Below are 25685 nucleotides of genomic sequence, written 5' to 3' on the forward strand. Positions count from 1 at the left end.
GCCGAGTTTGAAGCCCAGTGCGCCTAACCAACGAGTGTCCACTTTTTCGTAGGAACTCTCCCTCTGCGATGTCGAGCGGTGACCTGACGCTCACTGTGGCAGCGGTCACTTACCTCAAGCGCTATGCGCAAAATGATGTCAGTGCAATATCCAAGCGGTGAAGAAGTTCGCGCTGGAGACGTACTCGGCCCAGGAAAGGAATGGGACGGTCAAACCGCGCGCGTTGTTGTGGTCATTCCAACGCTGGACGCCGTGCAAGGTTACCTAGCATCAGATTGGGCTTACCTGAAAAGTGGCGTTATGGTCGAGCACACCAATGCAAACGGAGTGCACCTTGTCCACTATTCCTCAATCGACGAAGACTTTTCGTTGCTGCATAGGGCGCCGCAATGAGCACGTTCGCGTAAGGGCAGCCCGCTGCGACAGGTTGCGGTAGCCTGACAGGCACCGCGGCAACAAGAAAAAAGAGGGCGGAGGAATTATCCGCTTGAATCCCGCATCGTGCCGCGGCTCACCAGGCACACCGCCTTTCGCGGTCTCTCACGCAGGCGGTGAGATCAGGCACCCGGCGCCTTCGTGTGCGCTGCTTCGCCCTCGCGCAAGGTCCAGTCGACCAGTTCCGGGATGATCTTGTTCAGCGCGACCTCGAACGCCGCGAACGCGTTGCCGGCATCGGTTCCGGCGGCGGGCGCGTCCTCGGCAAACGCCCGCGTCGCGAGCACTCGGTTGCTGGTGTAGTCGCGCACCTGCGCCTGGAAGCGGACTACGGCGTGCGGTGTGCCGGCGCGGAGTTCGAGCTGGAAATCGTGCAGCCCGATCGACAGCGCATAGTCCGCGCGCAGTCCGGACGCGGCGCTGCCGACGCCGACGATGCGGCCGGAGTTCTCGAAGCCCTGCACGACCAGGCTGCGCAGCAGTGCGGGTGCCGGATCGCGCCAGCGCGCGGCTGGAAACACTTCCAGCACGCCCGGTGTCGGCATCACCGCGATGCGCGCGCTGTCCAGTACGTCGCTGGCGAGCGGCGTCTCCACAGCAAGTTGCCAGTCCACGCGCGGACCCGCGGCGGGAGTGGCCGCCGCGTCGAGATTCGGCGAGTAGATCGTGAACGGCTGGCGCTGCACGTTGAGCAGCGACGAGCAGCCGGCGACGGGCAGGGCGAACAGCAGCGGCAGGAAAAAGCGTCGGATATTCATTTCGACTGGAACTCCTTGGGCTGGTCGCGGCCGAGCAGCAGGCTGTCCGAGGCGCCGAGCTTGTCGCTCAGCTGTTTCAGCGAGCGCAGTGTCTCGCGCAGTTCGGCCACGGTCGGCCCGATCTGGCGCAAGCCCTGGTTGCTGAAGCTGCCGATCGCGGCGCGATTGTCTTCGACCAGCGCGCCGGCCGAGGTGGCGACCTTGTCCACCGAATCGAGCGCCTTCTGCGTGGATTTCAGCATCGCGCGCACATCGTTCTGCATCAGCGCGTTGGTCGAGTTGGCGGTCGCGGTGACCGCGGTCAGTGTCTTCTTCAGTTCGCCGGTGGCTTCGGTCAGCTGGTGGATGGCGGTGCCGAAGTCCTGGCGCTGGTTGGCGAGTGCGCCGCTCAGCTGGTCTGCGTGCTCGAGCATGGTCGAGATGTGCTTGACGTTGTCGTCGGAAAGGATCTGGTTCATGCGCCACAGCACATCGTTCGCGCTGAGCACGATGTCCGAGCCTGAGGCGAGCAGCTTCGACAGCGCCGATTCCTCGGACGGGATCACCGGCACCGGATGCTCGGACGTAGGCAGCAGGGGCGGACTACCCGGCGTACCGCCGGACAGCTGGATCAGTGCGAGGCCGGTCACGCCCTGCAGGGCGAGCTTGGCGCGCGTGTCCTGCCGGACCGGCGCGCTCGCGTCGAGGCGTACGCGCGCGATCACCTTGCGCGGATCGTCCGGTGCGAGGCTCAGCCGCGTGACCTCGCCGACCTTGATGCCGTTGTACTGCACGAGGCCGCCGGTCGAGAGGCCGGTGACCGCCTCGGTGAACACGATGTCGTAGTCGCTGTAGCTGCGGTCGCTGCCGGTCTTCGACATCCACAGCACGAAGCCGAGCGCGATCAGGAACACGCCGATCGTGAAAGCGCCGATGAGAACGTGGTGCGCGCGCGTTTCCATGGTTCAATTCTTCGTCGGAGCGGCTTCAGCCGCGATGCTTTTGCTGGTGCGTTCGCCGCGCGTCGCCGCAATCTCCGCCGCCGCTTCGGCGGCGCGCCCGCGCGGCCCCTGGAAATACTCGCGTATCCAGGTGTCGTCGTAGTTCTCGACGCGCGCGAGCGTGTCGGCGACCAGCACGCGCTTCTGCGACAGCACTGCGACGCGATCGCAGATCGTGTACAGCGTATCGAGATCGTGCGTGATCAGGAACACGGTCAGGCCAAGGCTTTCGCGCAGGGTCAGGATCAACTGGTCGAACGCGGCCGCGCCGATCGGATCGAGACCCGCAGTCGGCTCGTCGAGAAACAGGATATCCGGATCGAGCGCGAGCGAGCGTGCCAGCGCGGCGCGCTTGACCATGCCGCCGGAGAGTTCCGACGGAAACTTCGCGCCTGCCTCGGCCGGCAAGCCGGCCAGCGCGATCTTCAGGTTCGCGAGGCGCTGCATCAGCGCAAGTGGCAACCGGTAGTGCTCGCGCAGCGGCACCGCCACGTTGTCGGCGACCGTGAGCGAGGAGAACAGCGCACCGTTCTGGAACAGCACGCCGCAGCGGCTCTCGATCTGTGCGCGCCGCGCGTCGGCGACACGCATCATGTCCTCGCCGAGCAAGGTCACGCTGCCGGCGGCCGGTCGGTTCAGGCCGATGATCGAACGCAGCAGCACCGACTTGCCGCTGCCGGAGCCGCCGACCACGCCGACGATCTCGCCGCGGTACACATCGAGGTCGAGATGGTCGTGCACGACCTGCGCGCCGAACTGGTTGCGCAGGTTTCGCACCTCGATGACCTTCTCGCGCTCGGTCATACGTTGATCTCCATGTAGAAGATCGCGGCGAGCGCGTCGACGAGGATCGCGACGAAGATCGATTGCACGACGCTCGAGGTCGTGTGCGTGCCGACCGATTCGGCGCTGCCGGACACCTTGAAGCCTTCGAGGCAACCGATCGCCGCGATCAGGAAAGCGAACAGCGGCGCCTTGCTCATGCCGACCCAGAAATGTTTCGCCGCGGCCAGGTCGTGGAAGCGCGTCACGAACATCGTCGGTGAGATGTCGAGCGTGAGCGCGCAGACTGCCGCGCCGCCGACGATGCCGGCAAGCATCGCGAGGAACGTCAGCATCGGCAGCGCGATCAGCAGCGCGAGCAGGCGCGGCAGCACCAGCACCTCGACCGGATCGAGGCCGAGCGTGCGGATCGCATCGATCTCCTCGCGTGCCTTCATCGAGCCGATCTGCGCGGTGAACGCGCTCCCGGAACGGCCGGCGATCAGGATCGCGGTCAGCAGCACGCCGAACTCGCGCAGGAACGAGTAGCCGATCAGTTCGACCGTGAAGATGCTCGCGCCGAAATCCTTGAGTACGGTCGCGCCGAGGAACGCGACGACTGCACCGACCAGAAAATTCAGCAGCACCACGATCGGCACCGCGTCGAGTCCGGTCTGCTCGAGATGGAACGCAAGCGAGGTGATCCGCCAGCGCCGCGGATCGAAGACGCCGCGCGCCAGCGTGGCGAGGATCAGGCCGATGAAGCCGAGCAGTTGCCAGGCATCGCGCGCGACCTGCTCGGCCGCCGCGCCGGTGCGCGCGAGCAGCGCGACCAGGCCGGTGTCGCGTGGCGGCACGACCATCGGCGCGGACTGTGCCTTGGCCACCGCATCGAACAGCGCGCGCCGGTTCGCGTCCAGCCCGTCGATCGAGGATGTGCCGGCGAGATCGAGCAGCAGGCCCGCGCCGGCTGTGTCGACGCGGCCCACGTCGCGCGCATCGACGCGTGCGCCAGCGGGCAGCTTGCGTTTCAGCGCGGCGACGAGATCGGTCAGCGCGGGCGCGCTGGCCAGCGTCCAGTCGCCGGAAACGATTACGAGTTCGCCCTGCGTGTCGCGCTGGATCGTGGCGGTGCCGGCGGCGCTCATCGCGCAAGGCTAGCAGGCTGTCGTGAATTCCGGAAAGCGCCGTGCAGCGGCACACAACGCAAGGTTCGCATTCACGGGGCAAGGCACGGCATCATTGCACCATGGGCATGGATGAACTCAAGGACCGCCACGGCGGCGAATCGGCGTTGCAGGCGCGCATCGGCTTCGTGGTCGAGTTGGCCAAGCGCCTGCACGAGTACGGCACCGCGGCGCCGCGGCTCGAGGATGTGATCAATCTGGTCAGCGCGCGGCTCGATCTGGCTTGCAACGTGCTGTCGACGCCGACCTCGATCGTGATGTCGTTCTCCGACCCGGCGCGCGAAGACGGCCTGGCCGAGATCACCCAGGTCGTACGCCTGCCGCCGGGCGAGGTGAACCTGAAACGCCTGTGCCAGGTCGACGAGATCGCCGACCGGGTCATCGACGGCCGTCTCGACCTCGCGGCCGGTCGCCGTCGCCTGCGCGAATTCGGTCAGGCGCGGCGTTCGCGCGCGTACAACATCGGGATGGTGGCGAGCTACGGCGTCTCGGCCGGCAGCATCGCGGCGATCCTGCACACCGGCTGGAACGGCGTCACCGCCGCGACCCTGATCGGCCTGCTGATCGGCCTGGTCTATCTTGCCGCGACCGGGCGACCGAACCTCGCCGCGGCCGCGGAGGCGCTGTCGGCGCTGCTGGCGACGGTGATCGCGACCGCGATCGCGGTCTATGTCGCGCCGCTCGCGCTGCGCTCGGTGGTGATCGCGAGCCTGATCGTTCTGATGCCGGGCATGACGCTGACCACGGCGGTGCGCGAGCTGTCGAGCCAGCACCTGATCTCGGGCACCGCGCGCATGATGGGCGCGGTCGCGACCCTGCTCAAGCTCGCGTTCGGCACCGTGATCGCGACCCAGCTCTGCACTTTGTTCGGTTGGGTGCCCGGCAATGGCTCGGAAGCCGGCGTTCCGCGCTGGACCGAATGGATCGCCGTGTTCGCCGGCGGCTGCGCGTTCGCGGTGCTGTTCGGCAGCCCGCGCCGCTATGTGCCGGTCGTCGTTGCCTCGGTCGCGCTGGGTTACGTCTGCGCGCAGCTCGGCGGCATCTACGTGACCCCGGCGTTCGGCGTGTTCATCGGCGGTCTGGTGATCGGTGCGGTCAGCAACGTGTTCGCGCGCGTGATGCAGCGTCCCGGCGCACTGGTGCGCGAGCCCGGCATCATCCTGCTGGTGCCGGGCAGCGTCGGTTTCCGCACCTTGAGCTCCGTGTTCGAGCGCGACGTGATGCTCGGCATCGATACCGCGATCACGCTGGTCACGCTGCTGGTCGCGATCGTGGCCGGCCTGCTGTTCGGCGACCTGCTGGTGCCGCCGCGGCGCAAGCTGTAGGGCGGCTGGCATAATTGGCCAGCTACTTCATCGATCCGGATTCCTAATGTCCGCACACTCGCCGACCTCGCCGCCGGCATGGCATCTCTACGTGCCGAAACTGGTCAGCGTCCTGCGCCAGGGCTACGGCCTGGACGACCTTCGCCACGATCTGCTCGCCGGGCTGACGGTTTCGATCGTCGCGCTGCCACTGTCGATGGCGCTCGCGATCGCGTCCGGCGCATCGCCGGCGATCGGTCTGCACACGGCGATCGTCGCCGGCTTCCTGATCTCCGCGCTCGGCGGTTCGCGCGTGCAGATCGGTGGTCCGACCGCGGCGTTCATACCGGTCGTATTCAACGTGATCGCGACGCAGGGCTATGACGGACTGGTGGTCGCGACGCTGATGGCCGGGATGATGCTGATACTGGCCGGCCTGCTGCGCCTCGGCACGATGGTCAAGTACATGCCGCAGCCGGTCATCACCGGATTCACCGCGGGCATCGCGGTCAGCATCTTCAGCAGCCAGATCAAGGATCTGCTCGGCCTCGACCTGGCCACCGTGCCGGCGACGTTCCTGGCGCGCTGGCAGGCCTATGGCGCCCATATCGACAGCCTCAATCCGGCCGCCGCGCTGCTGGCGCTGGGAACGCTGGCCGCGCTGGTCGCGATGCGCCGCTGGCGACCGAACTGGCCGGCCTTCCTGATTGCGGTCGTCGCCGCGTCGCTCGTCACCGCGCTGCTGGGCCTGCCGGTCGAAACCATCCTGTCGCACTTCGGGCCGATTCCACGCGAACTGCCGACGCCGCATCTGCCGTCGTTCGACATCACACGCTTGCGCGAACTGCTGCCGAGCGCGTTCACGATTGCATTCCTGGGTGGCGTCGAATCGCTGCTGTCCGCGGTCGTTTCCGACGGCATGATCGGCGGACGGCACCGTTCCAATTGCGAACTGGTGGCGCAAGGCGTGGCCAACACCGCGTCGGCGCTGATCGGCGGCCTGCCGGCGACCGGCGCGATCGTGCGCACCGCGACCAATGTGCGCGCCGGCGCGCGTTCCCCGGTGGCGGGCATGGCGCACGCCGTGTTCATCCTGCTGTTCGTGCTGGTCGCGGCGCCGCTCGCGAACTATGTGCCGCTGCCGGCCATGGCCGCGCTGTTGCTGCTGGTCGCCTGGAACATGAGCGAGATCGAGCGCATCCGCCAGCTGATGCGCTCGCCGCTCGGCGATCGCCTCGTGCTGGTCGTGACGTTCGCGCTGACGGTGATGTTCGACCTCACGTTGGCGGTCGAGGTCGGTGTCGTGCTGGCTGCGTTCCTGTTCATGCACCGCATGAGCGAGGTCGTGGCGATGGACGCGCATGTCGACCTGGTCGAGGAGGACGAGGACGATTTCACGCGCGCGCGCCGGATCGTGGGGCACGATGCGCTGCCCGACGGCGTGGAGGCTTACCGCGTGTCGGGCCCGCTGTTCTTCGCGGTCGCCAACCGCATCGACGACGTACTGCGCGCATTCGGCAAGCCGCCGCGCGTGTTCATCCTGCGGCTGCGCCAAGTGCCGCTGATCGATGCATCGGGCGCGACCGCGATCGGCAGCCTCGTCGCGCGCTGCCGGCGTACCGGCACGGCGCTGATCTTCACCGGACTGCAGCCGCAGCCCGCGCGCATCCTCGCCGACATGGGCATCGTCGCCGACGGGGAAGTGCTGCGCTTCGCGGATGACTTCCCGCAGGCGCTGGCGATGGCGTCGGCCGGGCACACGCCGACGTCATCCTGATCGAGGCGGACGCTTACCTTCTTCGTCGTACCGGCGACGATTGCGCCGGCCGGCCGGTCCCGCCTCAGCGCAACAATGAACGCAGCATCCACGCGGTCTTTTCGTGTTCCTGCATGCGTTGCGTCGCGAGGTCGGCGGTCGGCTGGTCGTCGGCCTGGTCCGCGGCCTTGAACACCTCGCGGGCGGTGCGTGTCGCCGTCTCATGGCCGTCGACGAGCTGCCGCACCATGGCTTTCCAGTCCGGCACGCCGGTTTCCTCCGGTATCGAGGTCAGCTTGCCGAACTGCGTGTATGAACCCGGCGCGTAGACATCGAGCGCGCGCATGCGTTCGGCGAGCGCGTCGGCCGCGATCCACAGTTCGTTGTACTGCGTCTCGAACATCAGGTGCAGCGTGTTGAACATCGGACCGGTGATGTTCCAGTGGAAACCGTGCGTCTTCAGGTACAGCGAATAGGTATCCGCCAGCAGTTTCGAGAGATTCCTCGCGATGCTCTCGCGGTCCTTCTTCGTGATGCCGATGTCGATGGCCATGACCGGGCTCCTAGTGGGTCGATGCGTTGAAGGCTAGTGCAGCGCTGGGCCTCTGGGAAATCGAACTTGCGAATCGTCGCGATAGGCCGCAATTATCGGCGCTGCCCACTGCAATCCAGCCCTCGCGCGCGCAGCGCGCGTCGTCGACAATCACCCGATGCCTGACCTTCAATCCCTGCGCAACGCGCTCGATACCGTGATGGCGCGCGATTTCGGTCGCCTGCTGGCACGCTGGCGCCGGCTCGCTGCCACGCGCCCGGCGCCGTCTTCCGGCGAGATCGATGCGCTGCGTGCCGCGATCGCAGCGTCTGCATCGCGTCGCACGGCGCGAGCGGCGCGCATGCCGGAAATCCGCATCGACGAGTCGCTGCCGATTGCCACGCGCGCTGACGAGATCGTCGAGCTGATCCGCGCGCGTCAGGTCGTCGTGCTGGCCGGCGAGACCGGCTCGGGCAAGACCACGCAGTTGCCGAAGCTCTGCCTCGCCGCCGGGCGTGGCATGGCCGGGCTGATCGGCTGCACGCAGCCGCGCCGGATCGCCGCGCGCAGCGTCGCGCGTCGCGTCGCGAGTGAACTCGGCAGCGAGGTCGGCAAGCTGGTCGGCTTCCAGGTGCGCTTCACCGACCAGGTCTCCGATGAGTCGCTGGTCAAGTTCATGACCGACGGCATCCTGCTCGCCGAGACGCAGTCCGATCCGTGGCTCAATGCCTACGACACGATCATCCTCGACGAGGCGCACGAGCGCAGCCTCAACATCGATTTCCTGCTCGGCTATCTGAAACGCCTGCTCGCGAAGCGAGGTGATCTGAAATTGATCGTGACCTCGGCGACGATCGATACGTCGCGTTTCGCGAAGCACTTCGGCGACGCGCCGGTCGTCGAGGTCGAAGGTCGCACCTATCCGGTCGAAGTGCGCTGGCGGAAATGGGGTCAGAGTCATTTTTCCGGCGAAGACGCCGGGGCGACCGATTCGCGCAAGCGGAGAAATGACTCTGACCCCATTTCCCTCGCCGAGCAGATCGTCGCGACGACCGACGAGATCACGCAGGAGGACCCGCGCGGCGATGTGCTGGTGTTCCTGCCCGGCGAACGCGAGATCCGTGACGCGCACCTGGCGCTGTCGCGGCGCAAGTACCGCGAAACCGAGGTGCTGGCGCTCTACGCGCGGCTGTCTGCGACCGAGCAGGACCGTGTGTTCAAGCCCGGTCCGCAGCGGCGCATCGTGCTTGCGACCAATGTTGCTGAGACTTCCCTGACCGTGCCGCGCATCCGCTACGTCGTCGACACCGGCACGGCGCGCGTGAAGCGCTACAGCCCGCGCAACCAGCTCGAGCGCCTGCACATCGAGCCGATCTCGCAGGCCGCCGCCGACCAGCGCAAGGGCCGCTGCGGTCGCGTCGGGCCTGGCGTGTGCTTCCGCCTCTACGCCGAGGACGACTACGCGCAGCGCGTGCGCTACACCGAACCGGAAATCCTGCGTTCGTCGCTGGCCGGCGTGATCCTGCGCATGCTCGCGCTGAAGCTCGGTGACCCCGCCGATTTCCCGTTCGTCGAGGCGCCGTCCGAGCGCGCGCTCGGCGATGGCTACCGGCGCTTGGCCGAACTCGGGGCGATTGAGGAGGACAAGCGCTTGACCGACATCGGCCGCACGCTTGCGAAGCTGCCGATCGATGTCGCGCTCGGCCGCATGCTGGTCGAGGCGCAATCGCGCGGCGCATTGCGCGAGCTGCTGATCCTGACCGCGTTCCTCAGCATCCAGGATCCACGCGAGCGCCCGGCTGACGCGCGCCAGCAGGCCGATGCCGCGCACGCCGAGTTCGCCGATCCGAAATCCGATTTCATCGGCGTGCTCAAACTCTGGACCGCGTACGCCAGCGCGCACGAGGAATTCACGCAGTCGAAATTGCGCGACTGGTGCCAGGCGCACTTCCTCTCCTTCCTGCGCATGCGCGAATGGCGTGAACTGCATCGGCAATTGCTGCTGGTGACGGACGAGCTTGGGTGGGCCGCACACGCTCCCTCTCCCCCGACGGCTGTTCCGTCGGGGGAGAGGGCTGGGATGGGGGGGCGGGGCGCGAAGTCTGCGAAAGCGGCCAACAGGGGCGCGCGGTCCCAGCCCACCAGCCTTGCAGTCCCGGCGAAAACCGCACGGCGTGACAACCCGCGACCCTCGCCCCCTCACCCAACCGTCTCCCCCAACGGTGAAGCCGTCGGGGGCGAGGGCTTCAATGCGCAGGCGTACGAAGCGGTGCACCGCTGCCTGCTGTCCGGCTGGCCGACCCAGGTCGGCCTCAAGGACGAGCGCGGGCAATACCGCAGTACGCGCGAGCGCAAGTTTTCGATCTTCCCGGGTTCGTCGGTCGCGAAGGCGCCGCCGCAATGGCTGCTCGCCGGGCAGATCCTCGATCTGCAGAAGGTGTACGGCATGCTCTGCGCGCGCGTCGAGCCGGCCTGGATCGAGCAGCAGGCCGCGCATCTGGTCCGGAAAAGCTGGCGCGACGCGCATTGGTCGCGCAAGCGCGGCGCGGTGGTCGCGTTCGAGCAGGTTACGCTGTTCGGCCTGACCCTGGTCGAGAAGCGCGCGGTGCAGTTCGGCCAGCAGGATCCGAAACTCGCCCACACGATCTTCGTGACCGAGGCGCTCGCGCGCAACGACATCGACGCGCGCGCGGACTTCGTGCGTGCGAATGCGCGTGTGCTTACCGAGGCGCGCGAGATCGAGGCGAAGCGGCGTCGCAGCGGGCTCGTGCGTTCCGACGAGGAACTCGTGGCGTTCTTCGCCGGCAAGCTGCCGGCCGACATCCACACCAGCGCGGCGCTCGATGCGTGGTACCGCAAGGCCACGCCGACCGAGCAGGCCGCACTGCACTGGTCGCTGGCGGACGTGCTCGGCGAGTCTCCCGGCATAGGCGCGCGCGATTTCCCGGCGCAGTTCGAGGTCGCCGGTCATGCGTTGCGGTTGTCGTACCGGTTCGTGCCGGGTGATGCGGCCGACGGCGTGACCTTGCAGGTGCCGCTCGCGCTGGTCAACGCGGTGTCCGCGCCACGCTGCGAATGGCTGGTGCCCGGACTGCTGCCGGAGAAGGTCGCCGAAGCGATCCGCGGCCTGCCGAAGGCGCTGCGTCGAAATTTCGTGCCTGCGCCGGACTTCGCGCGCGCATTCGCCGAGGCGGAGGCGCCGCGTGACGAACCGCTGCTCGGCGCGCTCGCGCGCTACCTGCAGCGCGTAACCGGCGTGGTGATCGGCGCTGCGGACTTCGCGGGTATCGAGTTGCCGCCGCATCTGGCGATGAACTTCCGGATCATCGCCGATCATGGCCGGGACGAGCAGGGCAAGACGCTCGTCGAAAGCCGCGATCTCGCCGCGATCCAGGCGCAGTGGACCGGTGCAGCACGTGTCGCGTTCTCGCGCCGCGCGGATATCGAACTGACGCGCGAGGAAGTCGACAGCTTCGACGTCGAAGACATTCCGGACAGCATCGTCTCGACAGGAGGGCTGACCGCGTTCCCGGCGCTGGTCGATCTCGGCGAGAGCGTCGCGTTGCGCGTGTTCGAACGCCACGACGAGGCGCTGGCCGAGCATCGCCGCGGCGTCGAGCGCCTGCTGCGCCGCGCGCTCGCCGACAAGCTCAAGCAGGCGCGCAGGCAGCTGCCGCTGAATAATGCCCTCGCCTTGAAATGGACTCCATTGGGGAGTGCCGAGGCGCTACGGGGTGATCTGATCGAGGCTGCGCTACGCGAACGACTGGCAGCGCACGATCTCGATATCCGCCGGCGCGGCGATTTCGAACACGCGAAGGATGCGATCGCGCGCGAACTGTTTCCGGCGGCGGTCGAGCACCTCGCGCTCGCGGAAACGATCATCGCCGCCTACGCCGAGTTGCGGCCGTTGCTGGAACCGCCGCTGATGGGCTTCGCGCGCGCGAACTACGACGACCTGCGCGAGCAGCTCGATGAACTGCTGTTCCCGGGGTTCCTGCGTGAGGTCGACAAAGCGCGTCTCGCGCAATTCCCGCGTTACCTGAAAGCGATGCGGTTGCGTGCGGAACGCCTGCGCCAGGATCCGGCGCGCGACCAGGCGCGCATGCTCGCGCTGCAGGGCTACTGGCGCGACTATCTCAAGTTGCGTGCGGAGCGCGGTGGCGAGGATGCGGAACTCGCGGAACTGCGTTGGCTGGTCGAAGAACTGCGGGTGTCAACGTTCGCGCAGGAGTTGCGTACGGCGGAGCCGGTGTCGCCGAAGCGGTTGGCGAAGCTCGTCGAGACGCTGAAGCCGAGAAAATAGAGGCAGCAGGGTCCCGTGTCGGCGTACATCCTGCGCGGCGCGAGCTGCCAATCGTCGTCCCGGCGAACGCCGGGACCCCGTGCCTTCGCTTCGCTGGATGAGCGTACTTCGAGGGAGCTGGATCCCGTGTCAGCGTACGTCCATGTACTGCACGGGATGAGTTCAATTCAAAGGAGCTGGATCCCGTGTCAGCGTACGTCCATGTACTGCACGGGATGAAGGTATGCTTCAGACAGCTGGATCGCGTGTCGTCGGCCATCCATGGCCTGCACGGGATGAGTTCATGAGGAGTGAACTGGATCCCGGCTCACCGCACATCCATGTGCTGGCCGGGATGAGCGCATCCTGCGCTCACTTGGTGCGCAGCACGCGCACGCTGCAGCCGCAGCCTTCGACGTACATCAGCCAGCTGCCGAGCAACATCGGCTTGATCTTGACCTTCGGTGCGTTGAACTTGCCGGCGTCATAGGCGCCGGATTCGGCCTGCTGCCACTCCTGGCCGTTGTCCAGCTTGAACAGGGTCTTGCCGCGCCAGCCGACGAACGTACCTTCGATCTGGGCCTCGATGGTGTCGCGCGCCGAGTCGTTGGGATAGAACACCGGTGCGCCGCTCGAACTCACGTATTGCACTTTCGAGCCGCCGTGCGCATCGAGCCACGCATTCAGCTGCTGCAATTCCTGCGGCGAGAGTTTGTCGAGGCCCGCGGCATGAAACTCCGTCTGCGACATGCGCTCCTCGAGCGTCGGTGACTGCGATTGGGCGCTGGCGGCGGTGGCAACGACGACCAACAGGGTGAGGGCAAGGCTCGAAATCGGGCGCATAGGTCTGATCGGCAGGGGCATCGGAATGTGACCGCAGCCGCAAAAATCCTTGTCTAACACGAAGTTAACAGGTGCGCGCGGTCGCGCGAGTCGCTAGAATGCGGCGGGTTCGAGTGTAGCACGACGTTGTCGGGCTTTGGCCCGAGGGGGTTAGTGCGATCGAACAGCAGCCTGGATGGCTGGAACCTGTCGCGCATCGCCCAGCGATGCGGAACGTTGAATGAAGCCATCGGTAGCCAAGGCCCAGAGAATCCCAGAATGTCGTCAGTAAAGCAGTTTGTGGGGTATGTGTTCATCGGAGCCGTAGCTTCCGTTTCCTCCATCCAGACCGCACAGGCCCAGGTGCAGGCCCCGACGGTCGCCGGCGTGGTGGTCAACAGCGCTGGACAGACGGTGCAGACACCGACGCTGGTGCCGCCCGGAAAAACGGCGCCGCCAGGCGGCATTTCGTATGTCCAGACCAGTTCGAATGCCAGCGCGCTGGAGGTGTACACCGACGGCTTTCTGTTCTGCGGCAATCCACTCCTGGGATCGACTCCAGCGACCTTGATCACCGCGCATGAGGACCAGAGCTTCTCGCCCGCGCATCCATGGTTTTTCCAGAACGCGGCGGATGTGCCGCTCGTCAGTTATACCGGTGGCGTGCTCAGCGTGAATCGCGACAGCGCTGGCGCTCATTGGACGACGCTCATTTGCCAGGGCGTAGGTGCCGCCGGGGACGCTCCCACTGGATTGACTGATGGTATTTTCGACAACGGATGGGAGTCGACGACCGCGACCAACTACAACCATCTGGTGAACTGGATCCCGCCGGCCGGGTTCGATTGGAACACGCCTGATTGGACCAAGGTGCCGACGAATCCATGTATTTCCACGGTGGCCCAGCCCGTCAGAGTGGTGGAGACTGCAGCCTGCGCAGCCGTTACCGGCGTTCGCCCTGCGTCGACGGCCGGATTGGGAGTTCGCGCGGGGACGATCTGGACCGCTACGGACGCAACCCATTTCACGTATCTTTTCCGCGTCGATGCGCGCTACGGTGCGCAGCCTACGCAGGCACCTACCCAGTTCCAGTTGCCAACACCGGCCAGCACATCGGCCTCGACGGCTCCCAACGGTGAGGCGTTCTTTATATCCGACGCCTACGATTCCGCTTTCCTGACGGCAACCGGTCAATACTGCTTCCTGACCACGCTTCCGACTGCATTGAACAGCAGTGTTTGTACGGGAGCACAGATATACGCGCTGCCGTTGACGTATAGAACCACGGTGAGTCCGCCGCCGGTGGGCAGCGGGTCGACTTCGTTCTATGTGGCCGTGGTCCGCTCTATCGGCCAGAACACGCATACGAATTTCACTACACCGGTCGTCGGTGTCTCGATTCTGGTCGATCCGGCTCTCGTTACGTCCGGTGGCAATCAGTTCAGCGGCGATGATGTGGCGTTCGGGTTCATGCCGGGTTCCACGGGCTTCCCTTGGATGGTCGGTCAATAGACGCGGCGCTTTACGCAGCCATGCTTCATCCGATCGGCGCCTGCGGGCGCCGATTTCTTTTCCCGCTCCGGTTGTTCTTTGCCGCATCGCGGATGCGTACCATCGGATCGTGAACTCGACCGCCGAATCTCCTGCTGACCTGGCCGTTTGGGCATCGAAGCTGGTACAGGCATCCCCTGCGGGCATGGCCGTGCGCGCGTGCCGCTTCGCGCTCGATCACGCCGGGACCGCCAATGCGGCATGGGCCCAGGCGCAATCCGAACTGGTTGCCAGCCTCGACCTGATCGGCGAGCTCGGCGTCGGCGAAGAGGCGCAAGCCGCCTGCGTGCTGCACACGCTGATTGCGAGTGGCGTGCCTTTGGGCGCGACCGACCTCGCCGCGTTTCCGGATGACGTGCGCGCGCTGCTCGATGGTCAGCAGGCAGCCGAGCGCGTGTGGTCGCTGTACGCGGCGCATGGCAGCGTCGGCGGCGCCGAGGGATTGCGGCGCCTGCTGCTCGCGATCATCCGCGACCTGCGCGTCGTGTTCATCCTGCTCGCGCGCCAGCTCGTGCGCATGCGCGCCGCCGCACGTGCACCTGAAGCCGAGCAGCGCGCGCTGGCCCAGCTGACCGCGGATATCCACGCGCCGCTCGCGAACCGGCTCGGCATCTGGCAGGTCAAGTGGGAGCTCGAGGACCTCGCGTTCCGCTACCTGCAGCCGGACACCTATCGGCGCATCGCGCGCCTGCTCGACGAGCGCCGCGGCGAACGCGAGACCTGGATCGCGAACGCGAAGCGCCAGCTCGGCGACGCGCTCGGCAAGGCCGGCATCCGGGCCGACATCGCCGGCCGCCCGAAACACATCTATTCGATCTGGCGCAAGATGCAGCGCAAGGGCGTGGAGTTCTCAGAGCTCTACGACGTGCGCGCGCTGCGCGTGCTGGTCGACGATCTGGCCGGCTGCTATGCCGCACTCGGCGTGGTGCACACGCTGTGGCCGTACATTCCCGGTGAGTTCGACGACTACATCGCGAGCCCGAAGGGCAACCACTACCAGTCGCTGCACACCGCCGTGGTCGGGCCGGACGGCAAGACGCTCGAGGTGCAGATCCGCTCGGTCGAGATGCATCGCCACGCCGAACTCGGCGTGGCCGCGCACTGGCGCTACAAGGAAGGTGGCGGCGCCGATGCGAGCTTCGAACGCAAGATCGCGTGGATGCGCCAGCTGCTCGAAGCCAAGGACGCGCGCGACGACGATGCGGCCCTGCTGGCCGGTTTCCGCACCGAGGTCGTCGAGGATCGCGTCTACCTGCTGACCCCGAAGGGTCAGGTCATCGACTTGCCGCGCGGCGCCACCGTGCTCGATTTCGCGTATGCGATCCATACCGATGTCGGTCATCGCTGCCGCGGCGCCAAGGTCGACGGACGCATCGTGCCGCTGACGTTCCAGCCGGCCAGCGGTGATCGCGTCGAGGTGCTGACCGGCAAGACCATCGAGCCGCGCCGCGACTGGTTGTCCGCGCACCACGGATTCCTGACCACGCATCGCGCACGCGAGAAGGTGCGCGCCTGGTTCAAGCGCATCGACCTGGCGCAGAACCTGGCCGCCGGCCGCGCCCTGCTCGAGCGCGAACTCAAACGCCTTGCGCTGCAACCGGCGAGCCTCGATGGCCTGCCCGAGCGCTTCCATCTGAAGAGCCAGGACGACCTGCTCGAAGCGCTCGCGCTCGGCGACATCTCCTCGGGCCAGCTCGCGCGCGCGCTGCACGAACTCACCACGCCGCGCGAGGTGCCCGACAGCGCGCCCAAGCCATCGCCGGCCGCGCTCGCACGCGCGGCGAAGGCCGCCGATGGCGCGATCATCATCGAAGGCATCGGCAACCTGCTGAGCCAGCTCGCGCGCTGCTGCCAGCCGCTGCCGGGCGATGCGATCACCGGCTACATCACACGTGGCCGCGGCGTCTCGGTGCATCGCGCCGACTGTGCGCAGCTGGGGAAATTGCGCGAACGCGACGCCAGCCGTCTGATCGCGGTCGAATGGGGCCTGCGCCGCCAGCAGGCCTACGAAGTCGACATCGTGGTCAAAGGCTACGACCGCAAATGGCTGCACAAGGACGTGAGCAACGTGATCGCGGCCGCGAACGCGCAGGTGATCGCGCTCAACGCACGCGTCGATGCGCGCAAGGGCATCGCCGAGATGAACTACGCCATCCGCGTCAGCGATTTCGGCCAGCTCAGCGGCCTGCTCGCGCAGCTGCTTGCGGTACCGAACGTGATCGAGGCGCGCCGCGTGACCTGAGGCCTTGCGCTATTCTTGAAGCTGCTCCCCGTCCTGCCCGCAGCCGGACGCACCCATGGAAATGACGCGAACGTGATCGAGATTCCCGGTTATCGCCTGTTGCGCCAGCTCGGCCGGGGCGGCATGGCCACGGTCTACCTGGCGGTCCAGGAGTCGGTGGATCGCGAGGTCGCGCTGAAGGTGATGTCGCCCGCGCTGCTGGCCGATCCGAACTTCGGCGAACGCTTCCTGCGCGAGGCGAAGATCGCCGCGCACTTGCATCACCGCCACGTCGTCGGCATCCATGACGTCGGCCGCGCCGGCGACTACCACTACATCGCGATGGAATACCTCAGCGGCGGTCCGGTGCTGCCCAAGGACGGCAGCCCGCGCGCGCCTGCGTTCGCCTTGCGCGTGGCCCGCGAGATCGCCGGCGCGCTCAACTACGCGCAGGAGAAGGGGTTCGTCCATCGTGACGTCAAGCCCGACAACATCCTGCTGCGCGACGATGGCTCGTCCGCGCTCACCGATTTCGGCATCGCGCGCGCGCTCGACTCGGCGCTGCGCATGACCAAGACCGGCGCCATTGTCGGCACGCCGCACTACATGAGCCCCGAGCAGGCGCGAGGCAGGCAGATCGACGGACGCGCCGACCTGTACAGCCTCGGTGTCGTCCTCCACGAGATGCTGCTCGGGCGCGTGCCGTACCACGCCGAGGATTCGCTCGCGATCGGCATCATGCACATCACGCAGCCGGTGCCGCTGCTGCCGGAAGCACTCGGCGCACTGCAGCCGCTGCTCGACAGGATGCTCGCGAAGCAGCCCGAGGACCGCTTCCAGACCGGCAACGAAGTTGCTGCCGCGATCGCCGAGATCGAGCGTCACACGCGCGATGGCGCGTTGCCCGAGCTCACCGGCATGCCGAGCATGTCCGGTCGCGACGACACGCCGCTCGACACGCGGATATCGATCGTCCCGACGCCGCCACCAGCATCGGGCGCGGCACCGCGCGAGCGTGCCGAACCGAATCTCGGTCGATTCGACCAGATCGTCGCCGCGCTCGACAATGACGTCATGAGGGCAGATCGCGCTGCGCCCGCAGCGCGGCGCGCGCGCAAGGGACGTTCCCATCGCGGCCTGGGCACGCTGATCATCGTGGCGCTGCTGGCCGGCGCCGCGCTGGCCGCTTGGCACTACCAGGACCGCCTGCGCCACCTGCTGCCGCGCACCGAATTCAACGACACGCTGTCGCGTGCGCAGCATGCGCTCGACGCCGGGAACCTGACCGGCAACCAGGGCGACAGCGCGCGCGAGCTGTTCCTCGCCGCGCGCGCGCAGGATCCGGACAACGACATCGCGCGGCGTGGCGTCGAACAGGTCGGTCACAGGCTGCTCGAGCGCGCGCAGGCGGCGCTGAAGCAGGATGATCTCGCCGCGGCGCGGGGGTCGCTCGACAGCGCGCGTGAACTGCTCGGCGGAGGACTCGACGTCGATCGCCTCGATCATGCCCTGAAGGAACGCGAGGCGAACGGCACTGCGACCGCACAACTGCTGGAGCAGGCGAGCAGTGCGCTCGACGCCGGGCGCATCACCGGCACGGACGGCGCCGCCGCGCTCTATCAGCGCGCACTCGACGGTGACAAGGGCAATGCACTTGCACAGGCAGGCCTTGGCAAATCCGCCGACGCACTCGTCGCGCAGGCGCGGCGTGCCCTGGCGGACAAGGACACGACCGCTGCCAGCGCGCGTGCGGAGGAGATTTCGCGCATCCAGCCCGCGTACCCGGGGCTGCCGGAACTGCTGGGCCAGATTGCGCAAGCGCGCGACGCCGAGCGCGCAGCGCTCGAGGCCACGCTCGATCGCGCCGAAGCCCAGGTGCGCGCCGGCCAGCTCGCCGGCAGCGAGGAATCCGCGCTCGACCTGTTCCGCGCGGTGTTGAAGCAGGACCCGGCCAACGCGCGCGCAAAGCAGGGCCTGCAGCGCATCGCGCAGGCGTTCGTGGTGCAGGCGAATGCGGCGATCGAGGACAGCAACCCCGGCGCAGCCGACAAGCTGCTCGCGTCTGCGGCGGAACTCGCACCGGCCTCGCCGGATCTGCGCGCCGCGCGTGCGAACCTGCGCGAACTGCGCGAGCGCCTCGATATCGATTCGCACCGGGGCCCCGTCACGCCGGCGCAGGCGGACCAGGTGCGCAAGCTGGTCGCGGACGCCGCAAGGGCTGTCGCCGCCGGCAACCTGATCATCCCGCCTGGCGACAGCGCCTACGACAAGTACCGCGCCGCGCTCGCGATCGACGGCAACGACCGGGACGCGCTCGACGGCATGGCGCGCCTGCCCGCGCGCGCGAAGGAGCTGTTCGCGCAGGCGCTGACCGACGGCGCGCCGCAGCGTGCGCGCGCGCTGCTCGATTCGGTGCGCCAGATCGCGCCGGACGATGCCTCGGTCCCGGCGATGCGCGAACGCCTCGCCAACGCATTCCTCGACCAGGCCGACGCGCGCATCGGCGAAGGCCGTCGCGCCGACGCCGCGCGTGCGCTCGATGCGGCGCGCGAACTGAGTCCGAACAGTCCGCGTCTCGCGCCGCTGGAGGCTCGGGTGCGGGCGATGGCGGAAGGGCGCGGCTAGTTTCCGTGGAACCGCGAATTCTTAGTGGTCAACGATCTAGTCGCCGAGATTGGCTTCGATCGAGTTCAGCTGTTGGACATGGAGGCGTCAGCATGGCTCGCCGCAAGAAATTTGACGCGTGTTCGATGACCCTTACCGAGTTCAATCGCTAGCTACAAACTTCCCATGTGCCTGCTATTGATCGCGATTGACGCGACACCCGAATTCCCGCTGCTGCTGCTCGGCAACCGCGACGAGTTCCATGCGCGTGCAAGTTCCGCGGCGCAGCCTTGGGTGGAGAACGCGCACGTCGTTGGCGGTCGTGACCTCGTCGCCGGCGGTTCCTGGCTCGCATTGCGCGACGACGGTCGCTTTGCCGCGGTCACCAACCTGCGTACCGGCGTGCCGGCAACCGCGCCGCGCTCGCGTGGCTGGCTGGTGCGCGATTTCATGCTCGGCGATGCGGAGCCGGCCGCGTTTCTCGATGCGCTGCGCGCAGACACCGGCGACTACGGTCCGTTCAACCTGGTCGTCGGCGACCGTTCGGGCGCGTTCGCACTCGGCAGCGCGGACGGCGACGTGTGGACACTCGGCGCAGGCGTGCACGTGATCAGCAATGGTGCGATCGGCGTGCACTGGCCGAAGACCGAGCGCTTGCGGCGCCGGTTCGTCGAAGCGGCCGGAACACGTCCCGGCGCCGGTGACGAGACGCGCCTGCTCGATCTGCTGATGGATGAAGTGCAACCATCGGACGAACTGTTGCCCGACACCGGTATCGGCCTCGATCTCGAACGCCGGCTTGCACCGATCTTCATCCGTGGCGAGAAATACGGCACGCGCGCCGGAACGCTGGCGGCGCGCCGCGCAGATGGGGCCCTGATCCTGCGCGAGCGCCGGTTTGGGCCGGACGAGAGTGCGCAGGGCGAAGCGCGCTGGCAGGCATCGCCGCGGGCCGGTTTTGCGGAGACAATGGAGTCCTGACGCTGGGCTTCCGCCCGCAGTGCTGCGCGGCGGCGAAGCGGCCGCAGGCGCGACGCGCCAGCGATACTCATGCAGTCGACCGCATGGCGGTGAATCGGGGCGCGTCAGTCGAAGCCGTTCGCAAAGATGTAGTCGTTGTCGTACTCGTAAGCGCCGAGATCGCACGACCCGAATTGCGGTCGGGCAACACCGCGCTCGTCGGTCGCGATCGGATGGCCTTGGGCGTCCGCACAGATGTAGGCCGCGTTATAGGCCGGGCTGCTCGCGGAGAGCGGCATTGCCACCCTGCTGGCGTCCGCCCGTGAGGCGCAGTCGGTGCAGCGTGAGATTGCCCGGGCCGGGCGTGTTGTAACCGGGCGTCGCAGAACTGTTTGCATCGGCGCCGATGAAGAAGAAACGCAGCCGGCCGACGCCCGTCATCACGCTGAGCGTAGCGCCTTGGCCCTCGATCACTATGGTGCTGGCGATCGGCGGCAGCACATTCGGACCGTACCAGTAGTTGTCGGCTGCGGAGAACGTGAGGGTCCGGCCGGCGACTGCAGTCAGGTCGATCGTGTTGGCGCCCGAGCCGGCTCCGTTGCAACTGCCGGTCGTCGTCGTGGCTGAGTCCGAAAGGGGCATCACCGTGGTGACGCCCGCAGGTGTCGCGTTGGCGGGATTGTTGGCGAGGTTGGCGGCGTAGATCGCCTGCGCCACCGTGCACGTCGTGGCGGACGCGGCGCCGGTGTCAGTGACCTGGATCGTGCCGGCCCATTTCGTCGCGGGAGCCGTCGACGCCGCAACCAGCGCGGCACCCAATGCCCAGACGCGTCGTCCGTTCATGTCGCCCTCCTGGTTCAATCCGGCGCCGCGCGCAGCGAGCGGCGCCGGTCGGCACGGCCGGCGCAAACCTAAGTGTGGGTGGGGAGGTGGCGCAAGCGCGCGACCCGGCGCTGCGTCGCGATGTAACGTCAGCGGGCCAGGATGCGCTGCACCGCCGTGCGCGCTGCCGCGAACGAGAAATGCCGTTCCACGTTGGAGAGGCCGTTCGCCGACAAGACGTTCCACAGCGCCTCATCGCGGTACAGGCGCACGACCTCGGCGGCGAACGCGACGGCGGTGTCGGCAACCAGCACGTCCGTGCCCGCATTCACGTGCATGCCCTCGACCGCGGCCGTGGTCGCGACGACCGGCAGGCCGTGGCTCATCGCCATGTTGACCTTGCCCTTGACGCCGGCACCGTAGCGCAGCGGTGCGACCGAGATGCGGCAGCCTTCCATGTACGGATCAATGTCCTCGAGATAGCCGTGCACGATCACGTGCGCGCCGGCGAGCGCGCGGATCGCGTCCGGCACCTTGCTGCCGATCACGTGGAAGCGCAGTTCAGACAGTTCCGCGCGGACCAGCGGAAAGACCTCGCTGACGAACCAGTCCACCGCGTCGGTATTCGGCGGATGCTGGAAACCGCCGACGAAGACCAGGTCGCGACGGTCGGCGTAGGGTCTGCGGCAGCCGAAGACTTCGTGCACGTTCGACAGCACCTCGACGCGCGCGCCGGGTGCATCCCTGGCAAGCAGTTCCTGCTCGACCGGGCTGACGACCAGCGTGACATCGCATTCGCGGATCAGCTTCAGCTCCTGCGCGCGTGTTGCGGCCGCGTGACGCGCGAGATCGGCGTTGCCGTCCAGTTCCGCTGCGCGCTGCTCGCGCAGGTAGTGCAGGTCGACGGTATCGAACGCGAGCTTCGCCTGCGGCGCATACAGGCGCGCGAGGCCGACGAAACTCGCGGCGACGTAGTGGCGCGACAGCACGATCAAGTCGAACTCGCGGCCGCGCTCGCGGAACAGCTTGACCGGATCCTGCGCATACGGCGCATACAACGCTTCGACGCCGAGCTCCTGCAACGCGCGCGTGTAGCGTTCGACGTAGACACGGTTGTCCGGCAGGAAGCTGACCTGGCAGCCGAGATCGGCGAGCACGCGCATCAGATTGACCATGCGCAGCGAACCGGAATCCTGGTCCGGCGTCGGCGTGGTCGCGTCGACGATCAGCACGCGCTTGCGCGCGCGATGCGTCGCCGCGCGCGTGATCGGCGTGCCCGGCGCGGGCTGGTGTGCGAGCGTATCCTTCCATTTTTCCAGGAACTTCTCGCGATTGATCACCTGGTAGCGCTTGGTGCCGCTCGCGGTGTCGGTTCCCGAGGTGATGCCCTCGAAATGCACGACGGTCGCCGCCGGTTCGTAGTACACCTTGAGACCGGCCGCGCGCACTGCGAACGCGAGGTCGGTGTCCTCGTAGTAGGCCGGCGTGTAGCGCGTGTCGAATGCGCCGAGCTGCGCGAACAGGTCGCGGCGCAGCAGGATTGCGGCGCCTGAGCAATAGTCGGTTTCGCGGCGGAAATTGTAGCGGGCGTCGTCCGGATCCTCGAAGCGACCGACATTCCAACCCGAGCCGTCGTTGAACACGATGCCGCCGGCTTCCTGCAGGCGGCCATCCGGATACACGAGCTTCGCACCGACCAGGCCGGCCTGCGGCGCCTCCTCGAGGCAACGCACCAACGCGTCGAGCCAGCCCGCGGTGACCACGGTGTCGTTGTTGAGGAACAGCACGTAGTCGCCGCGCGCGGCGGCGGCGCCGGCATTGCACGAGCCGATGAAGCCGAGGTTTTGCGCATTGCGCAGCGCGCGAATACCGGTGATCTCGGCCAGGCGCTGTGGGGTCGCGTCGCTGGAGCCGTCATCGACGACGATGACCTCGAACGGAATCGCGCCGGCATGTTCGGCGATCGAGCGCAGGCAGGCGCCGGTGTAGGCGATCTTGTTGTAGACCGGGATCACGATCGAGACACGCGGTGTGTCGCTGCCCGGTACCGCGAACGGTGCGAAGTCGTCGCGCGGCTCGGCGTAGGCGACGCGCGCCTTGGTCCGGCCGCCACCACGCAATTCCTGCGCGATGCGCGCGAAAGTACCGGCGACACCGCGTTGCACAAGACTGCCGCGCAGGCGGCCGCCGACGGCGCGCAGTTTCAGCGTGCGGTAGGCGAGGCTGGCGCGCAGGCCGCGCACGCGTGCGTTCGCCGCTCGCAGCGGCGCCGTGATACGCCATGACGTACTTGCGAGCATCTGCGCAAGGCGCGGTTTGACGTCCTGCAGCTCGGCATCGAGTGCAAGCGCCCAGCGCGTACGCTCATCGAGTTCGCCATGCAGCGTCTTGAGTTTGCGCCCGGTGACCGCGAGCTCGCGATCGAGCGCGTGGCCCCAGTCGCCACGGCGATCGCTTTCCGCGCGTGTCGCGGCCAGATCCGCCTGCAGGACCTGCTCGTGTTCGCGTGCGGCGCGCAATGCGTCCACCGCGACGGCGGCTTCCAGCAACGCGCCGTCCGTCGTCGCCAGCGGATAGCGCAGTGGCGCGCGCTCGTGGAGTTGCAGGATCGTGGTGTAGGCCTGCGCCATGTCGAGCGGCGTTGCGACGGGTCGTGCCGCCAGCGTCGTACGGACCTGCTCCAAAGGGCGCTTGTCGACGGCGAGCGCACCGATGCGCGCGACGACCGCATCGGCATCGGCGTCGACGAGAAAACCATCGACGCCGTCGTCGATGCGCTCGGCCAGCGCGCCGACGCGCGTCGCGATCACCGGCACGCCAAGGCTGCTCAACTCGGACAGCGTGTAGCTGAATGTCTCGGCGACGGTCGGCAGCAGCAGCGCGGCATCGGGCCGGATGTCGTTGAGCAGGCGCGGCAGCTCATCGCGGCGGTAGTCGAGCACGATATGCACGCCCGCTTCGCCGAACAGCGCGTGCGCGTCGGCACCGGCGCCGAGCAGGAACAAGTCCGCGTGCTCGCGCAAGCGCGGCAGCGCGGTCGTCAGCAGCTCGGCACCCTTGCCGCGACGGATGCGTCCGGGCACGACCAGGCGCAGGCGCCCGCGCGGTAGCGAAGCGGACACGCGCGGCGCATCGGCAGGCCACGGCGCGAGTCCGTGCGCGACGACATGCGCGCTCAGCTCACGCAATTCCGGCGCAAGGCGCAGCTGATTCGCCAGCGCCGAGCGGCTCGGGGCGATCAAGGTTGCCCGGGCCGCGTGCATCGCGTGGACGGTTTCGTCGCGCAAGCGCCGCCAATGCTGCGGATCACGGTTCGCGAATTCGCGGTCGTCACTGGCCGCGGCGAGGTCGGCCGCTCGCTGCGCGTCGTCGAAGCGCAGCGACGCGTCGCCGAAATCGCGATGCAGTATCGGCCACAGCGGATAGTGGTCATGCACCACGCAGGACGTCGGCAGGCCGCTGCGCAATGCATCGAGGCTGTGGCCGATCAGCGAGGACACCACGATCGCGTCGACGCAGTAGGCGCGCACGATGTTCGCAAACAGGTCGCGATAAGCGCGATCGCCCAATGCGGTATCGGCGATCGGTCGCGGCAATGGAAAGCGCCGCAGCGGCGGCCCGGCAAGGGTGCCGTCATGGAGTTCGAGCCACTCGCCGTGGCGCCGGCGTGCGAAGTTGCCGCGCGCGATCAGCACGAGGTGATGCGAACGTCCGTCTGCGGCCGCGAAATCGCGCACCCAACGCTCGGCGCCGCCGCCCCAGCCGTGCAGCACGTGCAGCAGCACGGGTTTGCGATCGAGGCCGGGGCAGCCCGGCGTGAATTCCGCGGTCAGCGCGGCGGCTACGCGTTCGCGCAGCGGATCGAGCACGGACGGTGGTTTGGCATCGCGGGGTTCGCCCTTCGATGGATCAGGCGCTTTTCCGGTGCCTGTCCCTGTTTCGATATAGAGATGGTCGAGCAGCACGACGCGCAGCCCGGACGCTTCGATCGCGTCGCGGTCACGCAGGCGGTCCGCGCCGAGGCGCGCGAGACGTTCGCCGTGCCAGGCCGAGAACCCGTTTGGAGATTCCGGAAAATAGGGATCGTCGAGCAGGCGACGGTCGGAGTACGCGAAGCAGAGCGCATCGAGCCGCTGCGCATCGACACCGCTGCCTTCGTGCGCTGGCAGCGGACACCGCCCTGCATTGTCGAGCGACACCGCGCCGAGCACGTCGTCGCTATCCAGCGCATGCAGCAGGCGTTCGCAGGCGAACTCGGGCAGGCGCAAGTCGGCGCGGACGAGAATAATGTGCTCGCCCGGGAACCGCTTGCTCGCTCCGATGGCGACTTCGGTCGGGTGCCAACCTTGTTCGACATCCAGCAGCCGTTCAGCCTCCGGCCAGGCCGTGCTGGTCGCGCATCCACCGACGAGCGCGAGTCGCGCCGACTCCGGCAGCCTCGCTTTGAGGGCGGCCAGCGCGTCGTCGCTGGGCGTTTCCGTCCCGTAGACGCAGACGCGCAGCGGCGCTGCGGACGCGGCACGCTCGTCGATCCCGTTGCCGTCGGACGGCTTGGCGGCGAACGGAATGGCGTGCATCAAGGCTCCGGTGGCAGGCGCAGACAAGCCCGATTATCGCCGATCCGTCTGCGTCGCGCGTCTCGCCACGCGCGACGCGGCGCGGCTACACTGCGCGCGGCTTTGATCCCACCGCACCCGCCCGGACCT

Annotated in this window: 16 protein-coding genes; 7 read left to right on the plus strand and 9 right to left on the minus strand. The window is 67.6% G+C overall.

From position 1 onward, the window contains the following. Positions 1-557 precede the first annotated feature (557 nt). Genes ABD002_RS03145 through ABD002_RS03160 form a run of 4 tightly spaced genes read right to left on the minus strand, consistent with a single transcriptional unit; the run spans position 558 to position 4083 of the window. On the minus strand, positions 558-1193 hold the full coding sequence (locus ABD002_RS03145) for an ABC-type transport auxiliary lipoprotein family protein (RefSeq protein WP_343787068.1): 636 nt from the start codon (positions 1191-1193) through the stop codon (positions 558-560). Beyond that, the gene (locus tag ABD002_RS03150) at positions 1190-2134 is read right to left on the minus strand and encodes an MlaD family protein (protein WP_343787070.1); all 945 of its coding nucleotides are present in this window, start codon (positions 2132-2134) and stop codon (positions 1190-1192) included. The genes ABD002_RS03145 and ABD002_RS03150 overlap by 4 nt, the downstream gene beginning before the upstream one ends. A gap of 3 nt (positions 2135-2137) precedes the next feature. After that, positions 2138-2977, minus strand: a complete 840-nt coding sequence (locus tag ABD002_RS03155; protein ID WP_343787072.1) for an ABC transporter ATP-binding protein — start codon at positions 2975-2977, stop codon at positions 2138-2140. Next, positions 2974-4083, minus strand: a complete 1110-nt coding sequence (locus tag ABD002_RS03160) for an ABC transporter permease (protein ID WP_343787074.1) — start codon at positions 4081-4083, stop codon at positions 2974-2976. The genes ABD002_RS03155 and ABD002_RS03160 overlap by 4 nt, the downstream gene beginning before the upstream one ends. A 101-nt stretch (positions 4084-4184) precedes the next feature. Between ABD002_RS03160 and ABD002_RS03165 the strand changes: the two genes are divergently transcribed. Continuing rightward, positions 4185-5447 (plus strand): threonine/serine exporter family protein, encoded by a 1263-nt coding sequence (locus ABD002_RS03165; protein WP_343787076.1) that lies wholly within the window; start codon positions 4185-4187, stop codon positions 5445-5447. Positions 5448-5493: 46 nt separating this feature from the next. Further along, a complete protein-coding gene (locus ABD002_RS03170) occupies positions 5494-7203 on the plus strand; it encodes a SulP family inorganic anion transporter (protein ID WP_343787078.1) in 1710 nt (569 codons plus the stop codon). Between the two features lie 64 nt (positions 7204-7267). Here the strand turns inward: ABD002_RS03170 and ABD002_RS03175 are convergent, their stop codons facing one another. Further along, positions 7268-7735 (minus strand): Dps family protein, encoded by a 468-nt coding sequence (locus ABD002_RS03175; RefSeq protein ID WP_343787080.1) that lies wholly within the window; start codon positions 7733-7735, stop codon positions 7268-7270. A gap of 157 nt (positions 7736-7892) precedes the next feature. Here ABD002_RS03175 and hrpA point away from each other — a divergent pair, with 157 nt between their 5' ends. Beyond that, positions 7893-12020, plus strand: coding sequence for an ATP-dependent RNA helicase HrpA (hrpA, locus tag ABD002_RS03180; RefSeq protein ID WP_343787082.1), 4128 nt, complete (start codon positions 7893-7895; stop codon positions 12018-12020). A 351-nt stretch (positions 12021-12371) separates the two neighbouring features. Here the strand turns inward: hrpA and ABD002_RS03185 are convergent, their stop codons facing one another. After that, on the minus strand, positions 12372-12842 hold the full coding sequence (locus ABD002_RS03185) for a hypothetical protein (protein ID WP_343787084.1): 471 nt from the start codon (positions 12840-12842) through the stop codon (positions 12372-12374). 153 nt (positions 12843-12995) lie between these two features. On the opposite strand from ABD002_RS03185, the gene ABD002_RS03190 reads away from it, so the two are divergent. The 4 genes from ABD002_RS03190 (at position 12996) to ABD002_RS03205 (ending at position 20178) form a co-directional block, all read left to right on the plus strand. After that, the gene (locus ABD002_RS03190; protein WP_343787086.1) at positions 12996-14333 is read left to right on the plus strand and encodes a hypothetical protein; all 1338 of its coding nucleotides are present in this window, start codon (positions 12996-12998) and stop codon (positions 14331-14333) included. A gap of 184 nt (positions 14334-14517) precedes the next feature. Further along, positions 14518-16614 (plus strand): RelA/SpoT family protein, encoded by a 2097-nt coding sequence (locus ABD002_RS03195; protein WP_379989364.1) that lies wholly within the window; start codon positions 14518-14520, stop codon positions 16612-16614. A gap of 15 nt (positions 16615-16629) precedes the next feature. Beyond that, positions 16630-19218 carry a protein kinase domain-containing protein gene (locus ABD002_RS03200; protein WP_343787091.1) on the plus strand — a complete coding sequence of 863 codons (2589 nt, stop codon included), beginning with the start codon at positions 16630-16632 and terminating at the stop codon, positions 19216-19218. Positions 19219-19383: 165 nt separating this feature from the next. Beyond that, a complete protein-coding gene (locus ABD002_RS03205; RefSeq protein ID WP_343787093.1) occupies positions 19384-20178 on the plus strand; it encodes an NRDE family protein in 795 nt (264 codons plus the stop codon). Between the two features lie 104 nt (positions 20179-20282). Here the strand turns inward: ABD002_RS03205 and ABD002_RS03210 are convergent, their stop codons facing one another. From ABD002_RS03210 to ABD002_RS03220, 3 genes are all read right to left on the minus strand, one after another. After that, positions 20283-20456 carry a choice-of-anchor Q domain-containing protein gene (locus ABD002_RS03210; protein WP_343787095.1) on the minus strand — a complete coding sequence of 58 codons (174 nt, stop codon included), beginning with the start codon at positions 20454-20456 and terminating at the stop codon, positions 20283-20285. Then, the gene (locus ABD002_RS03215) at positions 20425-21000 is read right to left on the minus strand and encodes a hypothetical protein (RefSeq protein ID WP_343787097.1); all 576 of its coding nucleotides are present in this window, start codon (positions 20998-21000) and stop codon (positions 20425-20427) included. The genes ABD002_RS03210 and ABD002_RS03215 overlap by 32 nt, the downstream gene beginning before the upstream one ends. Before the next feature lie 128 nt (positions 21001-21128). Further along, positions 21129-25556, minus strand: coding sequence for a glycosyltransferase (locus tag ABD002_RS03220; protein ID WP_343787099.1), 4428 nt, complete (start codon positions 25554-25556; stop codon positions 21129-21131). Positions 25557-25685: the final 129 nt, after the last annotated feature.

Source organism: Dokdonella soli (genome assembly GCF_039523175.1).
Taxonomy (GTDB): domain Bacteria; phylum Pseudomonadota; class Gammaproteobacteria; order Xanthomonadales; family Rhodanobacteraceae; genus Dokdonella_A; species Dokdonella_A soli.

Excerpts from the sequence above, each read along its gene's own strand:
- hrpA (WP_343787082.1), top strand. The coding sequence starts at position 7,893 with ATGCCTGACCTTCAATCCCTGCGCAACGCGCTCGATACCGTGATGGCG.
- ABD002_RS03170 (WP_343787078.1), top strand. The coding sequence starts at position 5,494 with ATGTCCGCACACTCGCCGACCTCGCCGCCGGCATGGCATCTCTACGTG.
- ABD002_RS03165 (WP_343787076.1), top strand. The coding sequence starts at position 4,185 with ATGGGCATGGATGAACTCAAGGACCGCCACGGCGGCGAATCGGCGTTG.
- ABD002_RS03145 (WP_343787068.1), bottom strand. The coding sequence starts at position 1,193 with ATGAATATCCGACGCTTTTTCCTGCCGCTGCTGTTCGCCCTGCCCGTC.
- ABD002_RS03175 (WP_343787080.1), bottom strand. The coding sequence starts at position 7,735 with ATGGCCATCGACATCGGCATCACGAAGAAGGACCGCGAGAGCATCGCG.
- ABD002_RS03210 (WP_343787095.1), bottom strand. The coding sequence starts at position 20,456 with ATGCCGCTCTCCGCGAGCAGCCCGGCCTATAACGCGGCCTACATCTGT.
- ABD002_RS03220 (WP_343787099.1), bottom strand. The coding sequence starts at position 25,556 with ATGCACGCCATTCCGTTCGCCGCCAAGCCGTCCGACGGCAACGGGATC.
- ABD002_RS03215 (WP_343787097.1), bottom strand. The coding sequence starts at position 21,000 with ATGAACGGACGACGCGTCTGGGCATTGGGTGCCGCGCTGGTTGCGGCG.
- ABD002_RS03185 (WP_343787084.1), bottom strand. The coding sequence starts at position 12,842 with ATGCGCCCGATTTCGAGCCTTGCCCTCACCCTGTTGGTCGTCGTTGCC.
- ABD002_RS03160 (WP_343787074.1), bottom strand. The coding sequence starts at position 4,083 with ATGAGCGCCGCCGGCACCGCCACGATCCAGCGCGACACGCAGGGCGAA.
- ABD002_RS03195 (WP_379989364.1), top strand. The coding sequence starts at position 14,518 with ATGGCCGTGCGCGCGTGCCGCTTCGCGCTCGATCACGCCGGGACCGCC.
- ABD002_RS03205 (WP_343787093.1), top strand. The coding sequence starts at position 19,384 with ATGTGCCTGCTATTGATCGCGATTGACGCGACACCCGAATTCCCGCTG.
- ABD002_RS03150 (WP_343787070.1), bottom strand. The coding sequence starts at position 2,134 with ATGGAAACGCGCGCGCACCACGTTCTCATCGGCGCTTTCACGATCGGC.
- ABD002_RS03155 (WP_343787072.1), bottom strand. The coding sequence starts at position 2,977 with ATGACCGAGCGCGAGAAGGTCATCGAGGTGCGAAACCTGCGCAACCAG.